Source organism: Mycobacterium sp. IDUB_17, from assembly GCF_055419465.1.
Genome location: NZ_JBVAXS010000002.1, coordinates 1080099 through 1101702, shown reverse-complemented (window position 1 = coordinate 1101702; position 21604 = coordinate 1080099). Strand labels below are relative to the sequence as shown.

The window sequence follows — 21604 nt, the reverse complement described above, 5'->3', positions numbered from 1 at the left end:
CCGGCACCCGACTCTGGATGCCGGGCGCGGGTGTCACCAGCGGTAGTGCGCGAAAGCCCGGTTCGCTTCGGCCATCTTGTGAGTGTCCTCACGACGCTTCACAGCGGCACCCAGGCCGTTGCTGGCGTCCAGGATCTCGTTGGCGAGGCGCTCGATCATGGTCTTCTCGCGACGAGCCTTGGAGAAGCTGACCAGCCAGCGCAGGGCCAGGGTGGTGGAACGATCGGGGCGAACCTCGACCGGCACCTGGTAGGTGGCACCGCCGACGCGGCGGCTGCGGACCTCGAGAGCGGGCTTGACGTTGTCGAGCGCACGCTTGAGGGTGACGACCGGGTCAGTACCGGTCTTGTCGCGAGCCTGCTCCAGCGCACCGTAGACAATGCGCTCGGCCAGTGACTTCTTGCCGTCCAGCAGAACCTTGTTGACCAGCTGGGTGACCAGCTGCGACCCGTAAACCGGATCGTTGACCAACGGACGCTTCGGCGCGGGACCCTTGCGCGGCATCAGCTCTTCTCCTTCTTGGCGCCGTAGCGGCTACGGGCCTGCTTGCGGTTCTTGACACCCTGGGTGTCGAGCGATCCGCGGATGATCTTGTAACGGACACCGGGGAGGTCCTTCACACGACCACCGCGCACCAGCACCATCGAGTGCTCCTGCAGGTTGTGGCCCTCACCGGGGATGTAAGCGGTGACCTCAACGCCGCTGGTCAGCTTCACGCGCGCGACCTTGCGAAGCGCCGAGTTCGGCTTCTTCGGGGTGGTGGTGTAGACGCGGGTGCACACGCCACGGCGCTGCGGGCTGCCCTTGAGGGCCGCGGTCTTGACCTTCGCGACCTTGTCGCGGCGACCCTTGCGGACCAGCTGGTTGATGGTTGGCATGTACCGGCTTTCTCTGTGTTGCTCTGCTCTTTTTTGCTGTTCTAAGTCTCTGTACTGCTGTTATCCCCCGACCGCGTACCCCGCGTCCGGGCGTGTCGCACGTGCTTACACCGGTGGAATTCCGATGCGTGATAGACATGCAAATTGGCCCGGCGTGCGGGCACGCTTGCGAATCACTCAGCAGCGTGCGCCTTCCGGCCAGGCACGATCTACCACAATACCAGGGCTGGCCGCGCCGAACCAAACCCGCTTACGACGACCTATTCCCAGGTCAGACGCTACGACTCCAGTTGCCCCATACCTGCGGCCAGTCGTCGCAGCATATCGGTGAACACCGCATCGGTGTCGATGTCATCCATCACACCCGTCATTTCCAGCAGGACGAAGCCGTGCAGGGCAGACCAAAACTGCAGTGCGGCATAGAAGGCATTCTCGCCCTCCAACCCATAGGAGGTCAGCACTTCGATGACCGGGCCGGCCGCGGCCCTGGTGGCCGCCGAGTACTCGGGATCGTCTCCGCCGAAAGGCATTCGGGTGAACGCCGAGTAGCGACCGGGATGGTGGTGGGCGTAGCTGCGGTAGGCGCTGGCCATCACTGCCACCGCATCGTCACGGGTACGGCCGGACCCGACGGTGTTGAGCATCTCGATGATGTCGTCGATCACGCGCATCCGGACCGTGCGACGCAGGTCGTCAAGGCTCTGCACGTGGTTGTAGAGCGACGGGCCCTTGGTGCCGAGCTGGCCGGCCAGCGCGTTGATGGTCAGGGCATCCCAGCCCTCGCGGTCCAGGAACGTCAGCGCGGCGTTGACGATGGCATCGCGGCTGAGCTTGGTGGTCCGCGCCGGCCGCGACTGGGAACGTCGGGCACTGGCCACCTGTGGCTCCGGCCGAGCTGACATGTACGCACTGCCTTCGAATCGAAGTGATTGACGCCCCCCGTTGGGGTCGCCGTGAAACTGTAGCCCCTCTGACAGCGCAGATCAGTTCATCCGGCCCTGACTGAGCCGGGCGAGTTTCTCGGTGACCTGACACAGATCAGGCAGCGTGGCCGGGTTCATCGTCTGAATCGACCACGTGATCACATCCTGCCCCTTGGCGACATAGATACTGCAGACATTCGCATCCGCCGCGCGGAAGCCTTGGTTGCCGTCGATGGACAGTTCGGTGAGGGTGCGGCCGGCCCGGGTCTCCAGCGTCCTCTCGGTGTCCATGTCACTCCCCCGGTACCACCAGGTGGAGATGCCCATCCCGGCGCCGAAAGTGCCCAGGACCGAGTTCTCCTGCCAGAAACACCCGGTATCGCTGACCACAGCCTTGGTGAACATCGAGGAGCCGACGGCATCGGCGATGTCAGCGTCGGTGACGCCGTTGCAGTCCGCGCCGTGAAATCCGTCGCCGGCGGGAGCCGACTCCAGAGCCGGCGGTACGTCCGTCGACCCGCACGCGGTCAGCAGCGCCGCTGCGGCTGCGACGCCGACCAGACACCTCATTGCGAGGTAGCGATGCGCCACGGGTCAGAGTTCCGATTGAAGCGTGGCCGACAGCAGCTTCTTGGCGTCCTGGCACGGATCGCCCTTGGCGGCGTTTCCGGCTGCGCCCGCACTGCGGAACTGCACCCACCAACTGATCACGCCCGACCCGGCGGCCGCGGTCGCCGAGCACGCCGCGCCCGTCACATCGCGGCGCGCCACGAACGCCTGATGCCGCTCGACCACGACGTCGGTGATCTCCGCGTCCCGGCTGCGGGCCACTGCCCGCTCGCGCTTCAGCGAGCCCTTCTCGAACCAGGAGAAGATCACGTCGAGCATCGCGGGCGAGCCCGCATCCAGCCCGGGAGCGGGCTGGGCCTTACGTGACAAGACGTACTGACAGACCGCACCGCTGTACGGGCGCACGACGTTGTCGGCGGCCAGGATCTCCTGGATCGTGCTGTCGACGAGCAGCCCGCACCGGTCGTCGACGTATCCGAAACTGCGGTCGGGGTCAGCGGTATCGGCCGATGCGCGCCGGGCAGCCCCGTCGATGGTGTGCGAACACCCCGCGACGGTCACCACGGCTGTGACCGCCACGGCAGCAGCCTGAACAACACACCGACGCATTGCTGAACACGGTACCCAGCACCGACACCGCACGCGACCTGTCGGCGAACGCCCGTCAAACTGGTCAACACTTACCGCCACGGGGAGAGCGCCACGTACTCTTCTCGCAGCAGATCGGAAGGGGAACTCACCGTGAATTGGACAGCTGTGGGCCGGAGGATGCTTGTTGGGCTGGCAGCCGGCACGCTCGCGTTGCCGCTGGCGCTCACCGTCGGCACGCCCGGCGCGGTAGCCAAGAACGGTGACACCACGATCACCGGCCAGAGCGTCGAACAAACCATTGATTGCAACAACGGCACGCTGTTCGTCAATGGAACCGATATCCGGATCACCGCGGTGGGCACCTGTTGGGCGATCGCCGTGCAGGGCGGGTCCAACGTGATCGTCGCGGACAACGTCATCAACGACGTCACTGTGTACGGCTTCAACCAAACCGTTTTCTTCAAAAATGGCGATCCGATACTCGTCGACCGCGGCCGAGAGTTGGGGATGACCAACCAGATCGGTCGCGTCCCCGCCTGATCAAGCCCGACGCAGAAAGCAGAGACACACCGTGCTCACCCGTTTTACCCACACCCGACTGATCCTCGGTATCACTGCCGCCGCCGCTGCACTGACATTGGCGGCCTGCGGATCCGAAAGCTCGGACACCAACACGCCCAGCGCCACCGCGGGACCGTCCGGCGTCAACGTCGAGGTCGGTAACACCATCAACTACATGTCGGTCGGCACCACGACCGACATCGACTGCGCCGACGGCAAATCCCTCACAGTGGGCGGCACCAACAACACCCTGACGGTGAAGGGCACCTGCGCCAATGTGAACATCGGCGGATCCGACAACAAGATCACGTTCGAGCGGATCGACAAGGGCCTGACGATCATCGGGCTGAACAACACCGTCAGCTACTCCGCCGGTGACCCGAAGGTCACCAACACCGGCAGCAACAACAAGGTCAGCAAGGGCTGATCGGTCCTCCGTAGCGGATTTCGCCGGCCAATGGCGGCGGCGAGCCGCCGGAGGTGTTCTGCGTCCAGTTTTGCGTGCGGCTTCGCGTCGAGGCCAATCACACTGCGGCCGAAGATGTTTGCACTCCTCGGCCCGCACGCTTCCGGGGTTTCTCGGCTGGGGAGCGACTGACCCCGGACAGTGCGATCTTCCGACAAGTGCCGACCGACACCGTACCGGTCGACGCCTGCGTAACCGCGCCTTTTGAATACTTATCCCCATCGTTGGATAGGCACCCTGCGGACCATCACGCCGAACAGGAATGATTCTCCGCACTGCAGCAGCAGATTTCACCACTCAACGCCCAGTCGCTAAATAAATTCATTTAGTGCGCAAGGACCGGTCCGAGGCTGTTAGAGTCCCGCACCGTGGAGCAGACGCGGACGAACCGTCTCGGAAGCCGCTTGCCCGGCCTGGACGAAGTCGAGTACGACTGCTGGCAGTCCTTTCTCGCATCGTCGACCCAAGTCGGCGAGATCCTCTACCAGCGACTGCTGGACGAGCACGACCTCACCCTGGTCGACTTTCTTCTGCTCGACGCACTCGCCAAATCGGACGGCGGCTCGGCCCGGATGAGCGATCTCGCCAACCGCCTGACGTTGACGCCCAGCCGCGTGACCGCGCGGATCCAGCGCCTGCAATCACGGAAACTTGTGAGCCGCATCAGCAACAAGGACGACCGAAGGTCAGTACTGGCCATCATCACTCGCGACGGCCGGGCCTGCATGCAACGTGCGACGTGCACCTACGCACGAACCGTTCGTGAGCTGTACCTGGATCGGCTTTCGCGTCGCCGCATGACCGCACTTGGTGACAGCTGCCGCCGGATCAACTCAGACTTGCCGCCGGTCCGCCGGTGGTTCGACAGCGTGTAACCCGCCGGGAGTGGTCACCGAAATTTGCTGACCGTCCGCTCGACGGTCCTGAACATTTCCGTGAATGGCCCTGACGCAAGCCAGGCCGTGACTATCGACGATCAAGGGCCGGCCACAACTCCGTAGGCCCGACCGAACCGCTGCCACTGCATCGAGCGACGGCCATCTCGGCGTTGCCACCATTAGCCGGTCGGAACGCAAAACCGATGCGCGGCTATTTTCGATTGCCCCCTCACAGCTAATCGTCATTGACAAGGTATCAGCATCTCGGAATCGTTCATTTCTGCTTGCAGCTATGCACTGATGTGGTACAACATGTTGCAGTTGTCCATAAAGTACTTTTCCAGTGAAGTAAAAATCTCTGAATATTTCTTTGCTGGAAACTGGGACGCAGCCGCTGATTGGGGCTTTCATCAAGACCTCCCGTTGCCGATTCCCGCGCAATACAAGAAACATTTCGCCGATCCGCCAGACACCCGATTTCTTCGGATACCTTCTGACGCTGTCAAGATCACGCACAGAAGAGAGCTCTCCATGCACTTAGCTATCCGATCGACACTCACCGCCGGTATAGCGCTGGCCGGCGCAGGCGCCATCGCGGTGAGTCCGATCAGCCCGGTGGCGGCACCAGTGGCCGACGCTCCGGTCGCAATACCCCATTCCTCCTGGGCCCCAGTCGAACTCACCGCTCTCGCCGACGGGCTTCTTCAGGATCCATCCCTTACCGATCCACTCACCGAATGGCTGGGGGTTTTCGGGACGACGTTCGACAACGCCGCCAAAATCGGCGGCCAGATGGCCGCCGACCCGTTTCCGATCCTGCAGCAGGTCATCGCCAACCAGATGGCCAACGGACAACTTCTCGCGAGCTCGCTCGACGCTGCCGCCATGAGCTACATCAGCTTCTTCACCTCGGATGAGGACTACAAGCTGAAGTTCCTTGCCCGGATGGCTCTCGACTACCTCGAGTCGGGCGATGTGGCCGGGGTGGCGAGTGTCGTCACCAGTGTTGTGTTCCGCCTCTTTGCCTTTGCGAACCCGCTGCTCAACATCATGCAGCTCCCGCTGAGAACGGGTCAGAACGTCATGAACGCGCTCTCCGCAGTGCCGGACTTGATGATGCCCCTGGGGTTGGGGGTGCTGAATCCGGTGGAGGGTGCGATCAACGCATTCGGTGACAGCGCCCAGCACGTTCTCAACGCCGTCAACGCCGGCGATCCGGCCGCGGCATTCAGTTCGCTCATCAACACTCCCGCGGTACTCACCGACGCGATCCTGAATGGGTACCTCAGCGATATGGGGGCCGGGACCTCCGGCCTGTTCACCAACGGAGAGTTCGTGTTGAACAGGGGCCTGCTCCAAACCCTGCTCGTGACCGTGCCCCAGACGATCGCCAAAGCCATTGGCTGGCAAGGGCCCGGCGCAATGCAAATGCAAGGCACCGCCATCGAGGACGTAGCGCCGGCACCAACCGATGTCGGCACCGACCTGCCCACGGCGTCACCGTTGGTTCAGCGCAAGGCACTCGGCACCGCGGCGGTGGTGAGCCATCCCGCCGCCGATGTCACCAGTACCGTCGACCGCATCTCGGAGACCACCTCCGCAGCGGTCGAGAAGCTCAAGACCGTCACCCTGTCGGTCGCACCGCAACGCAACGCAGTGGACGCTCAAACCGCCGGCACACCTGCCGAAAACGACGGTGCCGAGGTCGGGTCCGGTTCGGCAGAGGCACCCGCCTCCTCCGCAACGCCGGATGCCAAGACCGAGGCGAAGTCCGGTCGGGACGATCGTTTGGCAACGAGAGCTGCCAAACGGGCCGCCAAGCAGGAAGCCAAAGCTGCGGGGGCTGAGGCCAAGGTGCAACACCGCGCGGCCAAGCGGGAAAGCAACGAGAGCAAGCAAGAAGCCAAAGCAGGCACCAGCGGTGCCAAACACCGTGCGGGTGGTGATCACTCCGACTGACGCCGACTGACGGCATGACGTATGCAAGGTGCTCGGGCGGGTTATCCCACCGAGCGCCTTGTATTCGTCAGGCTCGTTCAGGCACTCGCGCCGTGTCTGCCCGCACCTCCGGCGAACCGGCCGGCGCCATGGGCGGCCTCCTCGGCAACACGGGGGATGCTGGCGAATTCGAATTCCATTGCGGCCTGTTCGGATTCGCCCCACTGATGAAGTGCCGAAAGGCGGTCCGCCCGCATGCATTGCTGCGGCAGCCGCGACAGCTCTGCGGCCAGTTCCTCGGCCGCCGCACGGGCGTGACCTTTAGGCACCACCCGGTTGGCCAGACCGATCGCGTGGGCTTCGGCCGCATCGACGGCGCGCCCGGTCAGGATCAGGTCCATCGCGCGGCTCTCCCCGATCAGCCGGGGCAGCCGCACGGTGCCACCGTCGATCAGCGGCACTCCCCAGCGACGGCAGAACACCCCCAGCACGGCGTCCTCCTCGACCACGCGCAGGTCACACCACAAGGCCAGTTCCAGTCCGCCGGCCACCGCATGGCCGCCGATCGCGGCGATCACCGGCTTGGACAACACCATTCGGCTCGGCCCCATGGGACCGGGCCCCGCGGGGTCGAGCCGGTTCATCTCCGGCGTGCCGAAGGCTTTCAGATCGGCGCCGGCGCAGAAGGTGCCGTTGGCACCGGTCAGCACCGCGACCGCGGCCTCCTCATCGGCGTCGAACTGCTCGAAGGCCGCGAACAAGGCCGCGGCGGCGGGGCCGTCGACCGCGTTGCGGGCGTGCGGTCGGTCGATGATGACGGTGGTCACCGGTCCGTTGCGCTCAACCCGGACAGCTTCGGTCACGTTGCCTCCATCAGTTCGGTACGGTCGCGCCGCACGACGAGTTCGGCGGCAAAGTCGCTGTACGCCTTACGCAGTTCAGCACCCGGCCACTCGCCCGACAGTAACCCGTCCGGCAGCACCGGGTCCGCCAGCAGGTGACGCACGATGCCCGCGGCCGCGACGAACCGGCCCGGAACGTCGGTCGCGGCGGCCATCTCCTCCAGTAGCTGCTCGCCCGTGCGCCGCCAGCCGGGCAGATCCCACAGCGTGGCGGCCAGGCCGGCCGGATCCTCGTCCCGGGCATGCAGCAGCCGCACCCGGCCGGTGATCTCCTGGGGCAACACCTGGTCCAAATTGTCCGGGCGCATCCACACACCCTCGCGCAGTTCGCCGAACCGATACTGCTGCAGGGCATTCCGCAGCGCAGCGCGGGTGCGGGCGTCGGTGCCAACACTGGTGATGACCAGTGTCTGCCACTGTCCGTCGTAGTCCCGCAGTTTCGGGTCGATCGCGTCGTCCTGGCGCCGTTGGCGGTTCAGCAGGCGGTCCGACAGCCGGTAGCCGTCCTCCGAACGGATCAGGTCACCGGCGCCGACCATGCGGGTCAACGCCACCCGCAGGGTAGGTTCCTTGATGTCGAAATCGGCTGTCAGCCTGATCAGTTCGGCGGCACTCGCCCAGGCCGGGTGGGCACCGAGCAGCACGCTCAGCACCACCGACCGGGCCGTCATCCGTGTGAGCGCGGGCATGTCAGACCTCGGAAGACCTGCGCCCGTAATCACCCATCGGCTCGTCGCGATGGCGCACCGCTTCGCGGAAGCCGTGTTCAACTGCGTCGGCCACGAAGGCGTGCCCTTCGGGAGTGTGCCGGGCGATGCCGTCGAACACCGTGCTCACCATCCGGCTGGTCGCCACCCCCTGCTGCAGCAGCGCGGAGTTGCAGGCCAGCTTGGCCATGATGAGCTGGTTGACGGGCATGGCGGCGATGCGTGCGACGAGGCGCTCGGTGCGCTCATCGAGGTCTTCCGGTTCGGGCGCCTCGACGGCCAGGCCCCATTCGGCGGCCTGCGCGCCGGTGATGCAATCCCCGGTGAACAGAAGGCGTTTGGCGCGTTGATCCCCCAACCGGTGCGCCCACAGGCCGGCGGCCGGAACGCCCCACACCCGCATGGGCGGGTAGCCGATCTTCGCGTCAGAGGCGGCGATCACCTGGTCGGCGTGCAGCGCGATGTCAGTGCCACCGGCCACGCAGTAGCCGTGAATCTTGACCACGGTCGGCTTGTCGGCGTGCATCAGGCTGGAGAAGCCGCGGACGAACCGGCTCATCATCTGGTAGTCCACCATCGGATCCCATGGTTGATCCGGAAGGTGGTTGATCGCCTGGGTTTTCCCGGACAGCACGGTCCCGTCGTATCGGCCTCCCCCGGCTTCACCGGTCCCGTCCGCGTACGCGGACAGATCGAATCCCGCACAGAAGCCCTCACCGCGCCCGGACACCAGGATCACGTGCACGTTCGGGTCCAGGTCCGCGCGCTCGACCAGTGCCTGCAGTTCCAGCGGGGTGTCGGCGACGATCGAGTTGCCCTTTTCGGGGCGGTTGAAGGTGATTCGCGCTATCCGATCGGTGACCTCGTAGGTCATCGTCTTCAGCGTGTCGACCGTCATCCCTTGACCAGGGCACGCTCGAGGATCGGCGCCAGGTCGAGCCCGGTCGGCAGGGTGCCGAAGGCCTGTCCCCACTGCCCGCCGAGCCTGCTGGCCAGGAAGGCCTCGGCCACGGCCGGGTGTCCGTGACGCACCAGCAGCGCGCCCTGCAGCGCCAGCGAGATGTCCTCGGCGACCTTGCGGCCCCGGTAGGTGATGGTCTCCAGATCCTGCAGATCGTTCTGCAGGGTGGTGACGTGGCGGTCCAGCCGCGGGTCCTGCCCGGCGGTCCTGGAGAGTTCGTCGAAGAGCACCTCGATGCTCTCCGGCCGGGTTGCCATGGCGCGCAAGGTGTCCAGCGCGCTGACGTTGCCCGAGCCTTCCCAGATACCCATCAGCGGGGCCTCCCGGTACAGCCGGGGCATGCCCGAGTCCTCGACGTAACCGTTGCCGCCCAGGCATTCCATCGCCTCGGCGGCATGCGGGGTGGCCCGCTTGCAGACCCAGTACTTGCCGGCGGCCAGGCCGATACGGCGCAGCAGCGCCTCGCGCTCGTCACCGCGGACCGCCTTGTCGGTGGCACCGGCCATCCGCATCGCCAGCATGGTCGCCGCCTCGGCCTCCACAGCCAGGTCGGCGAGCACGTTGCGCATCAACGGCTGGTCGATCAGATAGGCGCCGAACGCCTTTCGATGCTGGGCGTGGTGCACGGCACGGCTCAGGCCGTTGCGCATGCTCGTGGCGCTGCCCAGCGTGCAGTCGAGTCGGGTGAGGTTGACCATCTCGATGATGGTCGGCACGCCACGGCCCTCCTCGCCCACCAGCCAGGCGGTGGCACCGTCGTATTCGACCTCGCTCGAGGCATTGGCGTGGTTGCCGAGCTTGTCCTTGAGCCGCTGCAGGAACATCCGGTTGCGGCTGCCGTCGGGCAGGACGCGCGGCAGGAAGAAACAGCTCAAGCCTCCCGGAGCCTGGGCGAGAACCAGGAAGATGTCGCACATCGGGGCCGAGGTGAACCACTTGTGCCCGCGCAACGAGTAGGTGCCGTCACCGTTGGGCGTCGCCTCGGTGGTGCCGGCGCGAACGTCGGAGCCGCCCTGCTTCTCGGTCATCGACATGCCCGCCGTGATACCGGCCTTCGTCGTCGCGAGCTTCAGTTCGGGGTCGTACACCCGGCTGGTCAGCAGCGGCTCGTAGATGGCGGCCAGTTCCGGGTTGAACCGGAGTGCGGGCACCACGGCGTAGGTCATCGAGATCGGGCAGACGTGCCCGGGTTCGACGGTCCACACCGAGGTCTTGGCCGCGCGCACGACGTGGGAGCCCTCACGGTCATCGGCCCACGGGGCACCGTGCAGGCCGTGGGTGACGGCCACATTCATCAGCTCGTGATAGGCCGGGTCGTATTCGACCTCGTCGATCCGGTGGCCGTAACGATCGTGGGTGTGCAGCACGGGCCGGTTCCGGTCGGCGAGTTCGCCCCAGCGCTGGGCCTGGGCGCTGCCGTTGATCGCGCCGAGTTCGTGCACCTCGTCGACGCCCCACTGCCCGCCTTCGCGGATGAGGGCCTCGGCGAGCACCGGCGAGGTGGCGGGGTTGTAGTCCTCCAGCGTGGGGACCTGATTGGTGACGACGTGTGTGCCCGCGGACGTGAGGAGCGATGGATCAACAGCCATGCGTCCAGTGTTACAAATCTCCGACAACTGCACAATACTTGTAATGAGACGGCTCGGCGGCCCATCGCGTCACGCCAGTCGCCCCTGCTCCGGGAGTCAGGCCGGGTCGAGTTCTCCGACCGCGGTCGGTACGTCTTCGCTGTCCCGGGGCTGTTCGTCGCCCTCAGCCTCGCGCGCCCTCCGCGCTTCGTACCGATTGAGGGCGAACAACACCACCGCCGCCAAAATCCAGCCGAGCAGGATGTCGACCACATAGTGCTCGGCGGTGTACACCAGCGTGAAGGCCATGATGAGCGGATAGGCCACCAACAGCGGCCGCCATCCGCGATTCACCCGGTTCCAGAGGAAGACCGCGACCGCAGCGGTCAGGCCGGCATGCAGGGACGGGATGGCCGCGACGAGGTTCACGCTGGCCTGCCCCTGATCGATCAATGCCGTCGCGGTGTGCAGGTTGAGCTTGCCCCAGCCGCGGGTGACGATCCGTTCGATCCAGTCGTGCGCGCCGTCCCGACTGCCCTGCATCGTGCCGAGGAGTCCTCCGTCGACGGATTCACGCGCCGATCGGAACATGCACCCGGGCCCGGACGGGCCGCCGTCGACGTCATCGGCACTGCACCGTGCCGCGGCCCACGGTGGGGCGGCGGGCAGCAGCGCGTAGATGATCAGCGCCGCGAACGACAGTCCGACGAACAGGCGAACGAACCGTTTCCACTCCTCACGGTCACGCAGCCACAGCACGCCTGCGACGACGTAGGGAAGGATGAAGAACGACATGTACACGGTGCTGATCACCACTTCCCACCACGGCGGGTGAAGCAGTTTCAACCGTTCCTGCAACCACACCGTGGGCACCGTGCCGAAGAACATCCAGCGATCCGCGTCGACCTGCCAGTGCCACAACGTAGGACGGCCGACCAGGGTGGCCGCTCCGCGGCTCAGGTCGTAGGCAGCCAGCACCGCGGCGAACGGCAGCCAGTCGCGGATCACATAGAGCATCCGCCTGCCCTGGCCGATGCTCGCCGCCAGCAGCCCGGTGGCGATGTAGAGCAGCAAAAGTTCGCGGTTGAACGCGAAACCGTCGGTGACGGTGCGGTAGACCACGACCGACGCCCACACCAGGATCGCGACGTATCGCAGAATGCGCAGTCGATCGGCGCGGGTGTCGGCGCCCCATTGCGCTGACGCTTCTTCGGTTACCGAGTCATCAACCGCGGTCACAGAGGTGACGTTAGTTCACCTTTACGTCACGATGCCGTTGAAAACGGTTCAGGTCGCGAACGTGTCAGTCGGCGTGCTCGCGCAGGAACGCGATGTCGTCCTTGCGTCCGGCTTCCGAGGTCTCACAGATAACGGGCGCATCCGCTGCCTTCACCACCGCCGCCAGCAACTGCGGATCGATCTGCCCGGCACCGAAATTCGCATGACGGTCGGCACCCGAACCGGCCGCATCGCGTGAATCATTGCAGTGCACCAGATCGATGCGCCCGGTGATGGCCTTGATCCGGTCCACCGAATCGATCAGCGCCTCCCCCGCCGCCCACGCGTGGCACGTGTCGAGACAGAAGCCAATGCCCTTGTCCCCGATGCGATCCCACAGCCGGGAGATAGTGTCGAAATGCCGTGCCATGGCGTGATCGCCGCCCGCAGTGTTCTCCAGATACACCGGCATCTCGGTATTCAGCGCATCCAGGGCCTTGACCCACCGCTCGAACCCGGCCTCCATGTCGTTGTCGTCGGCATGGCCGCCGTGCACGATCACCGCGGTCGCGCCGATCTCGGTCGCGGCGTCGCACGTGTCCTGCAGGATCTTGCGGGACGGAATCCGCACCCGGTTGTTGGCCGAAGCCACGTTGATCAGGTACGGCGCGTGTACGTACAGCGGCACCGTCGACGCCTTGAGTGCCTCGGCGTCTTCACGGGGCTTGGGCTTCTTCCAACTCTGCGGGTTGCCGAGGAAGAACTGCACCACGTCGGCGCCATCTGCGGCGGCCGCGGCCAATGGGTCGGTGTTGTCTACATGCGAACCGATGAGCACACCGCCAAGTCTAGGTGGCTGCCCCGACACCCAAACTGCCGCGCGGCGACGAGGATTCGATGACTTAGTGTGGCAAACATGCACAAACGCGCGTGGCTCATCGCGGTGGCGGTGGCTGTCCTGACGGTCGCTGCCGTGGCCGCGACGGTGGGATACCGCGGCTACCGCGAGCACGTCGCCCAACCGGAGTTCCCGCAGGTCGACACGTCGTCGCTGAGCCCCGGCCGAGCCGCCGTCATGCGCATCGTCGCGCAGGAGTACGCGACGCAACCAGGCATGTTCAAGTACTCCGAAGGCAACGACGAGCCATGGTGCGCGGACTTCACCAGCTGGGTGATGCGCGAGTCGGGCGAACCGTTCGCCAACCCCAACTCCGGGCATTGGCGCATCCCGGGCGTCCTGACGCTCACCGACTATCTGCACAACGAGGGCCGCTGGGAGCCGACGGATTACCTGCCCCAGCCGGGCGACATGGTGATCTACGACGAGCCCAGCCCCAAACACCAGCACGTCAACATCGTCGTGGCCGACGACAACGGCACCCTGACCACCATCGGCGGCGGAGAGGGCCGCGACGGTGGGCTGGGGCTGTCGACCTACAAGATCATCGATGACCCGGGGATCCAGGGGTTCGGCCGCTACGAGTGACGCCGCCGAGTGGCCACCTGTTGCACATGAATTTCCGATAGGCGTGCAACAAGTGGCCACTCCCGCCAAAGGAAAAGCCCCCCGCGCTGACGCACGGGGGGCTTTTCCTTGACTAGCTAGCGGTAGTCGCTGTAACCGTAATCGTCCAGCGGCACCGCGGCACCGGTGGCCGCACCGAAGTCCGGGCTGTAGTACTGATCCTCGTAGGACGGGATCGTGTACGCCGCAGCGCGGGCCTCTTCGGTCGGCTGCACCTGGATGTCGCGGTAACGGGCGATGCCGGTACCGGCCGGGATCAGCTTGCCGATGATCACGTTCTCCTTCAGACCCAGCAGCTTGTCGCTGCGGCAGTTGATCGCCGCATCGGTAAGCACACGCGTGGTCTCCTGGAACGACGCCGCCGACAGCCACGAATCCGTGGCCAGCGATGCCTTGGTGATACCCATCAGCACCGGGCGGCCGGCCGCGGGCTCGCCACCCTCGGCAACAACCCGACGGTTGGCGGTCTCGAACTCGGCACGCTCGGTCAGCGAACCGGGCAGGAACTCCGTCGCACCCGAATCGATGATCGTGACGCGACGCAGCATCTGCCGGACGATGACCTCGATGTGCTTGTCGTGGATCGACACACCCTGGGCCCGGTAGACCTCCTGGACCTCCTTGACGAGGTGGATCTGCACCTCGCGGGGGCCCTGGACACGCAGCACCTCGTGCGGATCCGCGGAGCCTTCCATGAGCTGGTCGCCGACCTCGACGTGGTCACCGTCGGACAGCACGCCTTCGGAGCCGTCCTCGTGGGTGAGCACGCGCAGCCGCTGACGCTTGGAGAGCTTGTCGTAGACAACTTCCTCGCCACCATCGTCGGGGACGATGGTGATCTTGAAGAACTTGTCGCTCTCCTCCAGCCGGACCCGGCCCGCGACGTCGGCGATGGGCGCCTTGTTCCGCGGGATACGAGCCTCGAACAGCTCCTGCACGCGAGGCAGACCACCGACGATGTCGGCGCCACCGGTAACACCACCCTGGTGGAAGGTACGCATGGTCAGCTGGGTACCGGGCTCACCGATGGACTGGGCGGCGACGATGCCGACGGCCTCGCCGATGTCGACCAGCTTGCCGGTGGCCATCGAGCGGCCGTAGCACTTGGCACACACACCGGACGCCGAGGCGCAGGTCAGCACGGAGCGGACCTTCACCTGCGAGATGCCGGCAGCCAGCAGCGCGTCGATGGCCGGGTCACCCAGGTCGTGGCCGCGCTCGATGACGACGTTGCCGTCGGCGTCGACCGCATCGGTGGCCAGGGTCCGGGCGAACGCCGAGGTCTCGACGTGTGCATCGCGGATCAGCGAACCGTCCGCAGCGCGCTCGGCCAGCGTGACGATGATGCCGCGCTCGGTCTCGCAGTCGTTCTCGCGAACGATGACGTCCTGCGACACGTCCACCAGACGACGGGTCAGGTAACCCGAGTCGGCGGTACGAAGAGCGGTGTCGGCCAGACCCTTACGAGCACCGTGGGTGTTGATGAAGTACTCCAACACCGTCAGGCCCTCACGGAACGAGGACTTGATCGGGCGCGGGATGAACTCACCCTTCGGGTTGGTCACCAGGCCCTTCATGCCGGCCAGGGTGCGGGTCTGGGTGAGGTTACCCGTGGCGCCGGACTTCACGATCGTGATGATCGGGTTGTCGGCCGGGTAGAACTCCTCCATCGCCTTACCCACCTCTTCGGTGGCGTCCTGCCAGATCTTGACCAGCGACTCGTTGCGCTCGTTGTGGTTCAGCGCGCCGCGCTGGTACTTGCGCTCGATCGCCTCGGCCTCGGCCTCGTGCCGCTCCAGGATCTCCTGCTTCTGCGGCGGCACCAGAACGTCGGCCATCGAGACCGTGACACCCGAACGGGTGGCCCAGTGGAAGCCGGCGTCCTTGAGCTTGTCGACGGTCTGCGCCACCACGATCATCGGGAAACGCTCGGCCAGATCGTTGATGATCCGGGCCTGGACCTTCTTGTGCATCTGCTCGTTGACGAACGGATAGCCCTTGGGCAGCAGCTCGTTGAAGAGCACCCGGCCCAGCGTGGTGTCCGCGGTCCAGGCATCGCCCGGCTTCCAGCCGTTCTCGAACAGCTCGGCCTCGACGGCGGCCGGCGGACGCTGCTGCGTCAACCGCACCTTGATCTTGGCGCGCACCGACAGGGCACCGCGGTCCAGCGCCATGATGGCCTCGGCGGGCGAGCTGTACACGCCCTGCTCCGGCTGGTCCTTGGCGGCCGGCACGTACTCGCCGGGATCGCCCGCGACCTCGGTGGTCAGGAAGTACAGACCGGTCACCATGTCCAGACGCGGCATGGCCAGCGGCTTACCCGACGCCGGGGACAGGATGTTGTTCGAGGACAGCATCAGGATGCGAGCCTCGGCCTGGGCCTCTGCCGACAGCGGCAGGTGCACGGCCATCTGGTCACCGTCGAAGTCGGCGTTGAACGCCTCACACACCAGCGGGTGCAGCTGGATGGCCTTGCCTTCCACCAGCTGCGGCTCGAAGGCCTGGATACCCAGGCGGTGCAGCGTAGGTGCACGGTTCAGCAGCACCGGGTGCTCGGCGATGACCTCTTCGAGGACATCCCACACCTGGGGACGCTGACGCTCGACCATGCGCTTCGCGCTCTTGATGTTCTGCGCGTGGTTCAGGTCGACCAGACGCTTCATCACGAACGGCTTGAACAGCTCCAGGGCCATCAGCTTCGGCAGACCGCACTGGTGCAGCTTGAGCTGCGGGCCCACCACGATGACCGAACGGCCCGAGTAGTCGACACGCTTACCGAGCAGGTTCTGACGGAAGCGGCCCTGCTTGCCCTTGAGCAGATCGGACAGCGACTTGAGCGGACGGTTGCCCGGACCGGTGACCGGGCGGCCACGGCGGCCGTTGTCGAACAGCGCGTCCACCGACTCCTGAAGCATGCGCTTCTCGTTGTTGACGATGATCTCGGGCGCGCCGAGGTCGATCAGTCGCTTGAGCCGGTTGTTGCGGTTGATCACGCGGCGGTACAGGTCGTTCAGGTCGGAGGTGGCGAAACGGCCACCGTCGAGCTGAACCATCGGACGCAGCTCCGGCGGGATCACCGGCACAGCGTCGAGCACCATGCCCAGCGGGGAGTTACCCGACTGCTGGAAGGCCGCGACGACCTTCAGACGCTTGAGGGCGCGAAGTTTCTTCTGGCCCTTGCCGTTCTTGATGGTGTCGCGCAGCGACTCGGCCTCGGCCTCGATGTCGAAGGTCTCGATGAGCTTCTTGATCGACTCCGCGCCCATGGCGCCGGTGAAGTACTCGCCGTAGCGGTCCTGCAGCTCGCGGTACAGCACCTCATCGACGATGAGCTGCTTGGGGGCCAGCTTGGTGAAGGTGGTCCAGATCTCGTCGAGCCGGTCCAGCTCACGCTGGGCCCGGTCACGGAGCTGACGCATCTCACGTTCGCCGCCGTCGCGCACCTTGCGGCGCACGTCGGACTTGGCACCCTCGGCCTCCAGCTCGGCCAGGTCGGCCTCGAGCTTCTGGGCCCGGGCCTCCAGGTCGGCGTCGCGCTGATCCGCGACGGCCTTGCGCTCGACGGCCATCTCGGCCTCGAGCGTGGACAGCTCGTTGTGGCGCATCTCGTTGTCGACAGAGGTGATCACGTAGGCCGCGAAGTAGATGATCTTTTCCAGATCCTTCGGGGCCAGGTCGAGCAGGTAGCCCAACCGCGACGGAACACCCTTGAAGTACCAGATGTGCGTGACGGGTGCGGCCAGCTCGATGTGGCCCATCCGCTCACGGCGCACCTTGGCGCGAGTGACCTCGACGCCGCAGCGCTCACAGATGATGCCCTTGAACCGGACGCGCTTGTACTTGCCGCAGTAGCACTCCCAGTCGCGAGTCGGTCCGAAGATCTTCTCGCAGAACAGGCCGTCCTTCTCCGGCTTCAAGGTGCGGTAGTTGATGGTCTCCGGCTTCTTGACCTCGCCGAAGGACCAGTTACGGATGTCGTCCGCGGTGGCCAGGCCGATGCGGAGTTCATCGAAGAAGTTGACGTCTAACACGTAACTCCCTTTCCCCTTTCGGGACTAGAAATTCTCGGACGAGATCTACGCAAGATCTTCAACAGAGGCGGACTCGTTGCGCGACAGGTTGATACCGAGGTTGGCAGCGGCACGCTCCAAGTCCTCGTCATCGCCGTCACGCATCTCGATCGCCGCGCCGTCGCTGGAGAGCACCTCAACGTTGAGGCACAGCGACTGCAGCTCCTTGAGAAGCACCTTGAACGACTCCGGAATACCGGGTTCAGGGATGTTCTCGCCCTTGACGATCGCCTCGTATACCTTCACGCGGCCGACCGTGTCGTCGGACTTGATGGTCAGCAGCTCCTGCAGCGTGTAGGCAGCGCCGTACGCCTGCATGGCCCAACATTCCATCTCACCGAACCGCTGACCACCGAACTGCGCCTTACCACCCAGCGGCTGCTGGGTGATCATCGAGTACGGACCGGTCGAACGGGCGTGGATCTTGTCGTCGACCAGGTGGTGCAGCTTCAGCATGTACATGTAGCCGACCGTCACCGGGTACGGGAACGGTTCGCCACTGCGGCCGTCGAACAGCGTCGCCTTGCCGTCGCTGTCGACCATGACGTCTCCGTCACGGTTGGGCAGCGTCGAGCCGAGCAGTCCGGCCAGCTCCTCTTCGCGGGCACCGTCGAACACCGGGGTGCTGACGATGCTGTCGACCGGGGCCGAGTGCAGACCCTCGGGCAGCCTGCTCGCCCATTCCGGCGTTCCCTCGGCCACATCGATGTTCCAGCCGGCCTTGGCCACCCACCCGAGGTGGGTTTCCAGGATCTGGCCGATGTTCATACGACGCGGCACACCGTGGGTGTTCAGGATGATGTCCACCGGGGTGCCATCGGGCATGAACGGCATGTCCTCGACGGGCAGGATCTTGCCGATGACGCCCTTGTTGCCGTGGCGTCCGGCGAGCTTGTCGCCGTCGGAGATCTTGCGCTTCTGGGCCACGTACACGCGGACCAGCTCGTTGACGCCGGCCGGCAGCTCGTCGTCGTCCTCACGGGAGAACACGCGGATGCCGATGACCTTGCCCGACTCACCGTGGGGCACCTTGAGCGACGTGTCGCGGACCTCGCGGGCCTTCTCACCGAAGATGGCACGCAGCAGGCGCTCCTCCGGGGTCAGCTCGGTCTCACCCTTCGGGGTGACCTTGCCGACCAGGATGTCGCCGTCGCGGACCTCGGCGCCGATGCGGACGATGCCGCGCTCGTCGAGATCGGCCAGCACCTCATCGGAGACGTTCGGGATGTCCCGGGTGATCTCCTCGGCGCCCAGCTTGGTGTCGCGGGCATCGATCTCGTGCTCTTCGATGTGAATCGAGGTGAGCACGTCCTCTTCGACCAGGCGGTTCGAGAGGATGATCGCGTCCTCGTAGTTGTGGCCCTCCCACGGCATGATCGCCACGAGCAGGTTCTTGCCCAGGGCCATCTCACCGTTCTCGGTGCACGGACCGTCGGCGACGACCTGGCCGGCCTCGACACGCTGCCCGGCGTCCACGATCGGACGCTGGTTGGCGCAGGTGCCGTGGTTGGACCGGGCGAACTTGCGCATCCGGTAGGTGTGCCGGCTGCCGTCGTCGGCCATCACGGTGATGTAGTCAGCCGAGACCTCCTCGACGACGCCCGCCTTCTCCGAGACGACGACATCGCCGGCGTCGATCGCGGCACGCAACTCCATGCCGGTACCGACCAGCGGCGCCTCGCTGCGCACCAGCGGAACCGCCTGGCGCTGCATGTTGGCACCCATCAGGGCGCGGTTGGCGTCGTCGTGCTCGAGGAACGGGATCATGGCGGTCGCGACCGACACCATCTGGCGCGGCGAGACGTCCATGTAGTCCACGTCGGACGGGGCCACGTTCTCGACCTCGCCGCCCTTACGGCGCACCATCACGCGGTCTTCGGTGAAGCTGCCGTCGACGTCGATCGGCGAGTTGGCCTGCGCCACGACGTGGCGGTCCTCCTCGTCGGCGGTCAGGTAGTCGATCTGGTCGCTGACCACACCGTCGATGACCTTGCGGTACGGGGTCTCGATGAAGCCGAACGGGTTGACCCGGGCGTACACCGACAGCGAGCCGATCAGACCGATGTTCGGACCCTCAGGGGTCTCGATCGGACACATGCGGCCGTAGTGGCTGGAGTGCACGTCGCGGACCTCAAGGCCGGCACGTTCACGGGACAGACCGCCGGGGCCCAGCGCCGACAGGCGACGCTTGTGGGTCAGACCCGACAGCGGGTTGTTCTGATCCATGAACTGCGACAGCTGGCTGGTGCCGAAGAACTCCTTGATCGCCGCCACGACGGGACGGATGTTGATCAGGGTCTGCGGCGTGATCGCCTCGACGTCCTGAGTGGTCATGCGCTCACGCACGACGCGCTCCATGCGGGAGAGACCGACCCGGATCTGGTTCTGGATCAGCTCACCCACGGTGCGGAGACGACGATTACCGAAGTGGTCGATGTCGTCCACCTCGACCGGGACCTCGACGCCGCCGGGGACGGTCATCGTGGTCTGGCCCTCGTGCAGACGCACCAGGTACTCGATGGTGGCGACGACGTCTTCCTCGGTCAGAGTCGACGACGTGATCGGCTTGCCGGCGTTCAGGCCCAGCTTCTTGTTGACCTTGTAGCGGCCGACGCGGGCCAGGTCGTAGCGCTTCTCCTTGAAGAACAGGTTCTCCAGCAGGGTCTGCGCGGACTCCTTGGTCGGCGGCTCGCCCGGGCGCAGCTTGCGGTAGATGTCCAGCAGCGCCTCGTCGGGACCGGCGGTGCTGTCCTTCTCCAGGGTGCCCATCATGATCTCGGAGAAGCCGAAGCGCTCCACGATCTGCTCGCTCGTCCAGCCCAGCGCCTTCAGGAGCACGGTGACCGGCTGCCGACGCTTACGGTCGATGCGGACACCGACGGTGTCGCGCTTGTCGACGTCGAACTCCAGCCACGCACCGCGGCCCGGGATCACCTTGACGCTGTGCAGCGTCTTCTCGGTGGACTTGTCGATGCTGTCGTCGAAGTACACACCGGGAGAACGCACGAGCTGGGACACCACGACACGCTCGGTGCCGTTGATGATGAAGGTGCCCTTCTCGGTCATCATCGGGAAATCACCCATGAAGACCGTCTGGCTCTTGATCTCACCGGTGTTGTTGTTGATGAACTCGGCCGTGACGAACAGCGGAGCCGCGTACGTCATGTCCTTGTCTTTGCACTCGTCGACCGGCGCCTTGACCTCGTCAAAGCGCGGGTCGGAGAAGCTCAGCGACATCGAGCCCGAGAAATCCTCGATCGGCGAGAGCTCTTCGAGCACCTCTTCGAGGCCGCCCTTGGGGTCGGTCTCACCGCGATCAACGGCCTTCTGGCGCCATCCGTCCGCTCCGACCAACCAGTCGAAGGAATCCGTCTGAACGTCCAGAAGCCCCGGAACCTCAAGCGGTTCGCGGAGCTTGGCAAAGGAAACTCGGTTCGGTGCTCCGGGGACGGAGTTATTGGTGTTAGCGTTCGCTGTGCTCTGGCTAGAGACTGCCAAGATGCATCCTTCCAGCACCTCATGCGACTTTCGAAAAGGCCAGCAAGAGCCGTCCTTCTGGGCCGCGATTCTGCGTCGGTTCGGCTGACTGTTTCCTACTTCAGCTCGTCCAGAACCCCATACGCACGGCACTAAGGACTAGGTGCTGAGCAATGCTCAGGCTAGAACTACGATGTGCAGGTCAGATGAGATGGGCAGGATGCAGCCAGCGCAACGTCCAACAATAGCGCAGAACGGCGCATTCCTCAACCACCACACATCCACTGTATGAAACGGATCACCTGGCGCTGGCTGGCGTCCCTAAACCCGTCACACATGCTGCCCAACAGATTGGCCTGTCCATGGCCTTC

18 protein-coding genes are annotated in these 21604 nt (G+C 65.3%); 5 read left to right on the top strand and 13 right to left on the bottom strand.

The window, feature by feature from the left end; all coding sequences use genetic code 11:
* Positions 1 to 33: 33 nt before the first annotated feature.
* The 5 genes from rpsG to ACZYZ7_RS12530 form a co-directional block, all read right to left on the bottom strand.
* A complete protein-coding gene (gene rpsG / locus ACZYZ7_RS12550) occupies positions 34 to 504 on the bottom strand; it encodes a 30S ribosomal protein S7 (RefSeq protein WP_003881868.1) in 471 nt (156 codons plus the stop codon).
* The gene (gene rpsL / locus ACZYZ7_RS12545; protein ID WP_003881867.1) at positions 504 to 878 is read right to left on the bottom strand and encodes a 30S ribosomal protein S12; all 375 of its coding nucleotides are present in this window, start codon (positions 876 to 878) and stop codon (positions 504 to 506) included. The genes rpsG and rpsL overlap by 1 nt, the downstream gene beginning before the upstream one ends.
* A 278-nt stretch (positions 879 to 1156) precedes the next feature.
* Entirely contained in the window at positions 1157 to 1780 is a 624-nt protein-coding gene (locus ACZYZ7_RS12540; protein WP_135452836.1) for a TetR/AcrR family transcriptional regulator, read from the bottom strand.
* Between the two features lie 81 nt (positions 1781 to 1861).
* Entirely contained in the window at positions 1862 to 2371 is a 510-nt protein-coding gene (locus ACZYZ7_RS12535; protein WP_450071299.1) for a DUF3558 domain-containing protein, read from the bottom strand.
* A 24-nt stretch (positions 2372 to 2395) separates the two neighbouring features.
* Positions 2396 to 2980 (bottom strand): DUF3558 domain-containing protein, encoded by a 585-nt coding sequence (locus tag ACZYZ7_RS12530; protein WP_450071300.1) that lies wholly within the window; start codon positions 2978 to 2980, stop codon positions 2396 to 2398.
* A gap of 132 nt (positions 2981 to 3112) precedes the next feature.
* On the opposite strand from ACZYZ7_RS12530, the gene ACZYZ7_RS12525 reads away from it, so the two are divergent.
* From ACZYZ7_RS12525 to ACZYZ7_RS12510, 4 genes are all read left to right on the top strand, one after another.
* Positions 3113 to 3502, top strand: coding sequence for a DUF3060 domain-containing protein (locus tag ACZYZ7_RS12525; protein ID WP_450071301.1), 390 nt, complete (start codon positions 3113 to 3115; stop codon positions 3500 to 3502).
* Positions 3503 to 3533: 31 nt separating this feature from the next.
* Complete coding sequence (locus ACZYZ7_RS12520) at positions 3534 to 3950, top strand: DUF3060 domain-containing protein (RefSeq protein WP_450071302.1); 417 nt, start codon at positions 3534 to 3536, stop codon at positions 3948 to 3950.
* Between the two features lie 407 nt (positions 3951 to 4357).
* Entirely contained in the window at positions 4358 to 4864 is a 507-nt protein-coding gene (locus ACZYZ7_RS12515) for a MarR family winged helix-turn-helix transcriptional regulator (protein WP_286174672.1), read from the top strand.
* 315 nt (positions 4865 to 5179) lie between these two features.
* Positions 5180 to 6826 carry a hypothetical protein gene (locus ACZYZ7_RS12510; protein ID WP_450071303.1) on the top strand — a complete coding sequence of 549 codons (1647 nt, stop codon included), beginning with the start codon at positions 5180 to 5182 and terminating at the stop codon, positions 6824 to 6826.
* A gap of 77 nt (positions 6827 to 6903) precedes the next feature.
* Here ACZYZ7_RS12510 and ACZYZ7_RS12505 read toward each other — a convergent pair whose 3' ends face one another.
* The 6 genes from ACZYZ7_RS12505 to ACZYZ7_RS12480 form a co-directional block, all read right to left on the bottom strand.
* The gene (locus ACZYZ7_RS12505; protein WP_450071304.1) at positions 6904 to 7668 is read right to left on the bottom strand and encodes a crotonase/enoyl-CoA hydratase family protein; all 765 of its coding nucleotides are present in this window, start codon (positions 7666 to 7668) and stop codon (positions 6904 to 6906) included.
* The gene (locus ACZYZ7_RS12500) at positions 7665 to 8396 is read right to left on the bottom strand and encodes a PaaX domain-containing protein, C- domain protein (protein WP_450071305.1); all 732 of its coding nucleotides are present in this window, start codon (positions 8394 to 8396) and stop codon (positions 7665 to 7667) included. The genes ACZYZ7_RS12505 and ACZYZ7_RS12500 overlap by 4 nt, the downstream gene beginning before the upstream one ends.
* Before the next feature lies 1 nt (position 8397).
* Positions 8398 to 9312, bottom strand: coding sequence for a crotonase/enoyl-CoA hydratase family protein (locus ACZYZ7_RS12495; RefSeq protein ID WP_135452829.1), 915 nt, complete (start codon positions 9310 to 9312; stop codon positions 8398 to 8400).
* Positions 9309 to 10964, bottom strand: coding sequence for an acyl-CoA dehydrogenase family protein (locus ACZYZ7_RS12490; RefSeq protein ID WP_135452828.1), 1656 nt, complete (start codon positions 10962 to 10964; stop codon positions 9309 to 9311). The genes ACZYZ7_RS12495 and ACZYZ7_RS12490 overlap by 4 nt, the downstream gene beginning before the upstream one ends.
* Before the next feature lie 96 nt (positions 10965 to 11060).
* Positions 11061 to 12182, bottom strand: a complete 1122-nt coding sequence (locus ACZYZ7_RS12485) for a phosphatase PAP2 family protein (protein WP_450071306.1) — start codon at positions 12180 to 12182, stop codon at positions 11061 to 11063.
* A gap of 64 nt (positions 12183 to 12246) precedes the next feature.
* Positions 12247 to 12999, bottom strand: a complete 753-nt coding sequence (locus tag ACZYZ7_RS12480; RefSeq protein ID WP_463741015.1) for a deoxyribonuclease IV — start codon at positions 12997 to 12999, stop codon at positions 12247 to 12249.
* 78 nt (positions 13000 to 13077) lie between these two features.
* Here ACZYZ7_RS12480 and ACZYZ7_RS12475 point away from each other — a divergent pair, with 78 nt between their 5' ends.
* A complete protein-coding gene (locus tag ACZYZ7_RS12475; protein ID WP_450071308.1) occupies positions 13078 to 13647 on the top strand; it encodes a CHAP domain-containing protein in 570 nt (189 codons plus the stop codon).
* Between the two features lie 116 nt (positions 13648 to 13763).
* On the opposite strand, the gene ACZYZ7_RS12470 is transcribed toward ACZYZ7_RS12475, so the two are convergent.
* Both ACZYZ7_RS12470 and rpoB read right to left on the bottom strand, forming a co-directional pair.
* The gene (locus ACZYZ7_RS12470; RefSeq protein WP_135452824.1) at positions 13764 to 17717 is read right to left on the bottom strand and encodes a DNA-directed RNA polymerase subunit beta'; all 3954 of its coding nucleotides are present in this window, start codon (positions 17715 to 17717) and stop codon (positions 13764 to 13766) included.
* A 45-nt stretch (positions 17718 to 17762) separates the two neighbouring features.
* The gene (gene rpoB, locus ACZYZ7_RS12465; RefSeq protein ID WP_450071309.1) at positions 17763 to 21272 is read right to left on the bottom strand and encodes a DNA-directed RNA polymerase subunit beta; all 3510 of its coding nucleotides are present in this window, start codon (positions 21270 to 21272) and stop codon (positions 17763 to 17765) included.
* Positions 21273 to 21604: the final 332 nt, after the last annotated feature.

Excerpts from the sequence above, each read along its gene's own strand:
- rpsG (WP_003881868.1), bottom strand. The coding sequence starts at position 504 with ATGCCGCGCAAGGGTCCCGCGCCGAAGCGTCCGTTGGTCAACGATCCG.
- rpsL (WP_003881867.1), bottom strand. The coding sequence starts at position 878 with ATGCCAACCATCAACCAGCTGGTCCGCAAGGGTCGCCGCGACAAGGTC.
- ACZYZ7_RS12540 (WP_135452836.1), bottom strand. The coding sequence starts at position 1,780 with ATGTCAGCTCGGCCGGAGCCACAGGTGGCCAGTGCCCGACGTTCCCAG.
- ACZYZ7_RS12535 (WP_450071299.1), bottom strand. The coding sequence starts at position 2,371 with ATGAGGTGTCTGGTCGGCGTCGCAGCCGCAGCGGCGCTGCTGACCGCG.
- ACZYZ7_RS12530 (WP_450071300.1), bottom strand. The coding sequence starts at position 2,980 with ATGCGTCGGTGTGTTGTTCAGGCTGCTGCCGTGGCGGTCACAGCCGTG.
- ACZYZ7_RS12510 (WP_450071303.1), top strand. The coding sequence starts at position 5,180 with ATGTTGCAGTTGTCCATAAAGTACTTTTCCAGTGAAGTAAAAATCTCT.
- ACZYZ7_RS12500 (WP_450071305.1), bottom strand. The coding sequence starts at position 8,396 with ATGCCCGCGCTCACACGGATGACGGCCCGGTCGGTGGTGCTGAGCGTG.
- ACZYZ7_RS12495 (WP_135452829.1), bottom strand. The coding sequence starts at position 9,312 with ATGACGGTCGACACGCTGAAGACGATGACCTACGAGGTCACCGATCGG.
- ACZYZ7_RS12490 (WP_135452828.1), bottom strand. The coding sequence starts at position 10,964 with ATGGCTGTTGATCCATCGCTCCTCACGTCCGCGGGCACACACGTCGTC.
- ACZYZ7_RS12475 (WP_450071308.1), top strand. The coding sequence starts at position 13,078 with ATGCACAAACGCGCGTGGCTCATCGCGGTGGCGGTGGCTGTCCTGACG.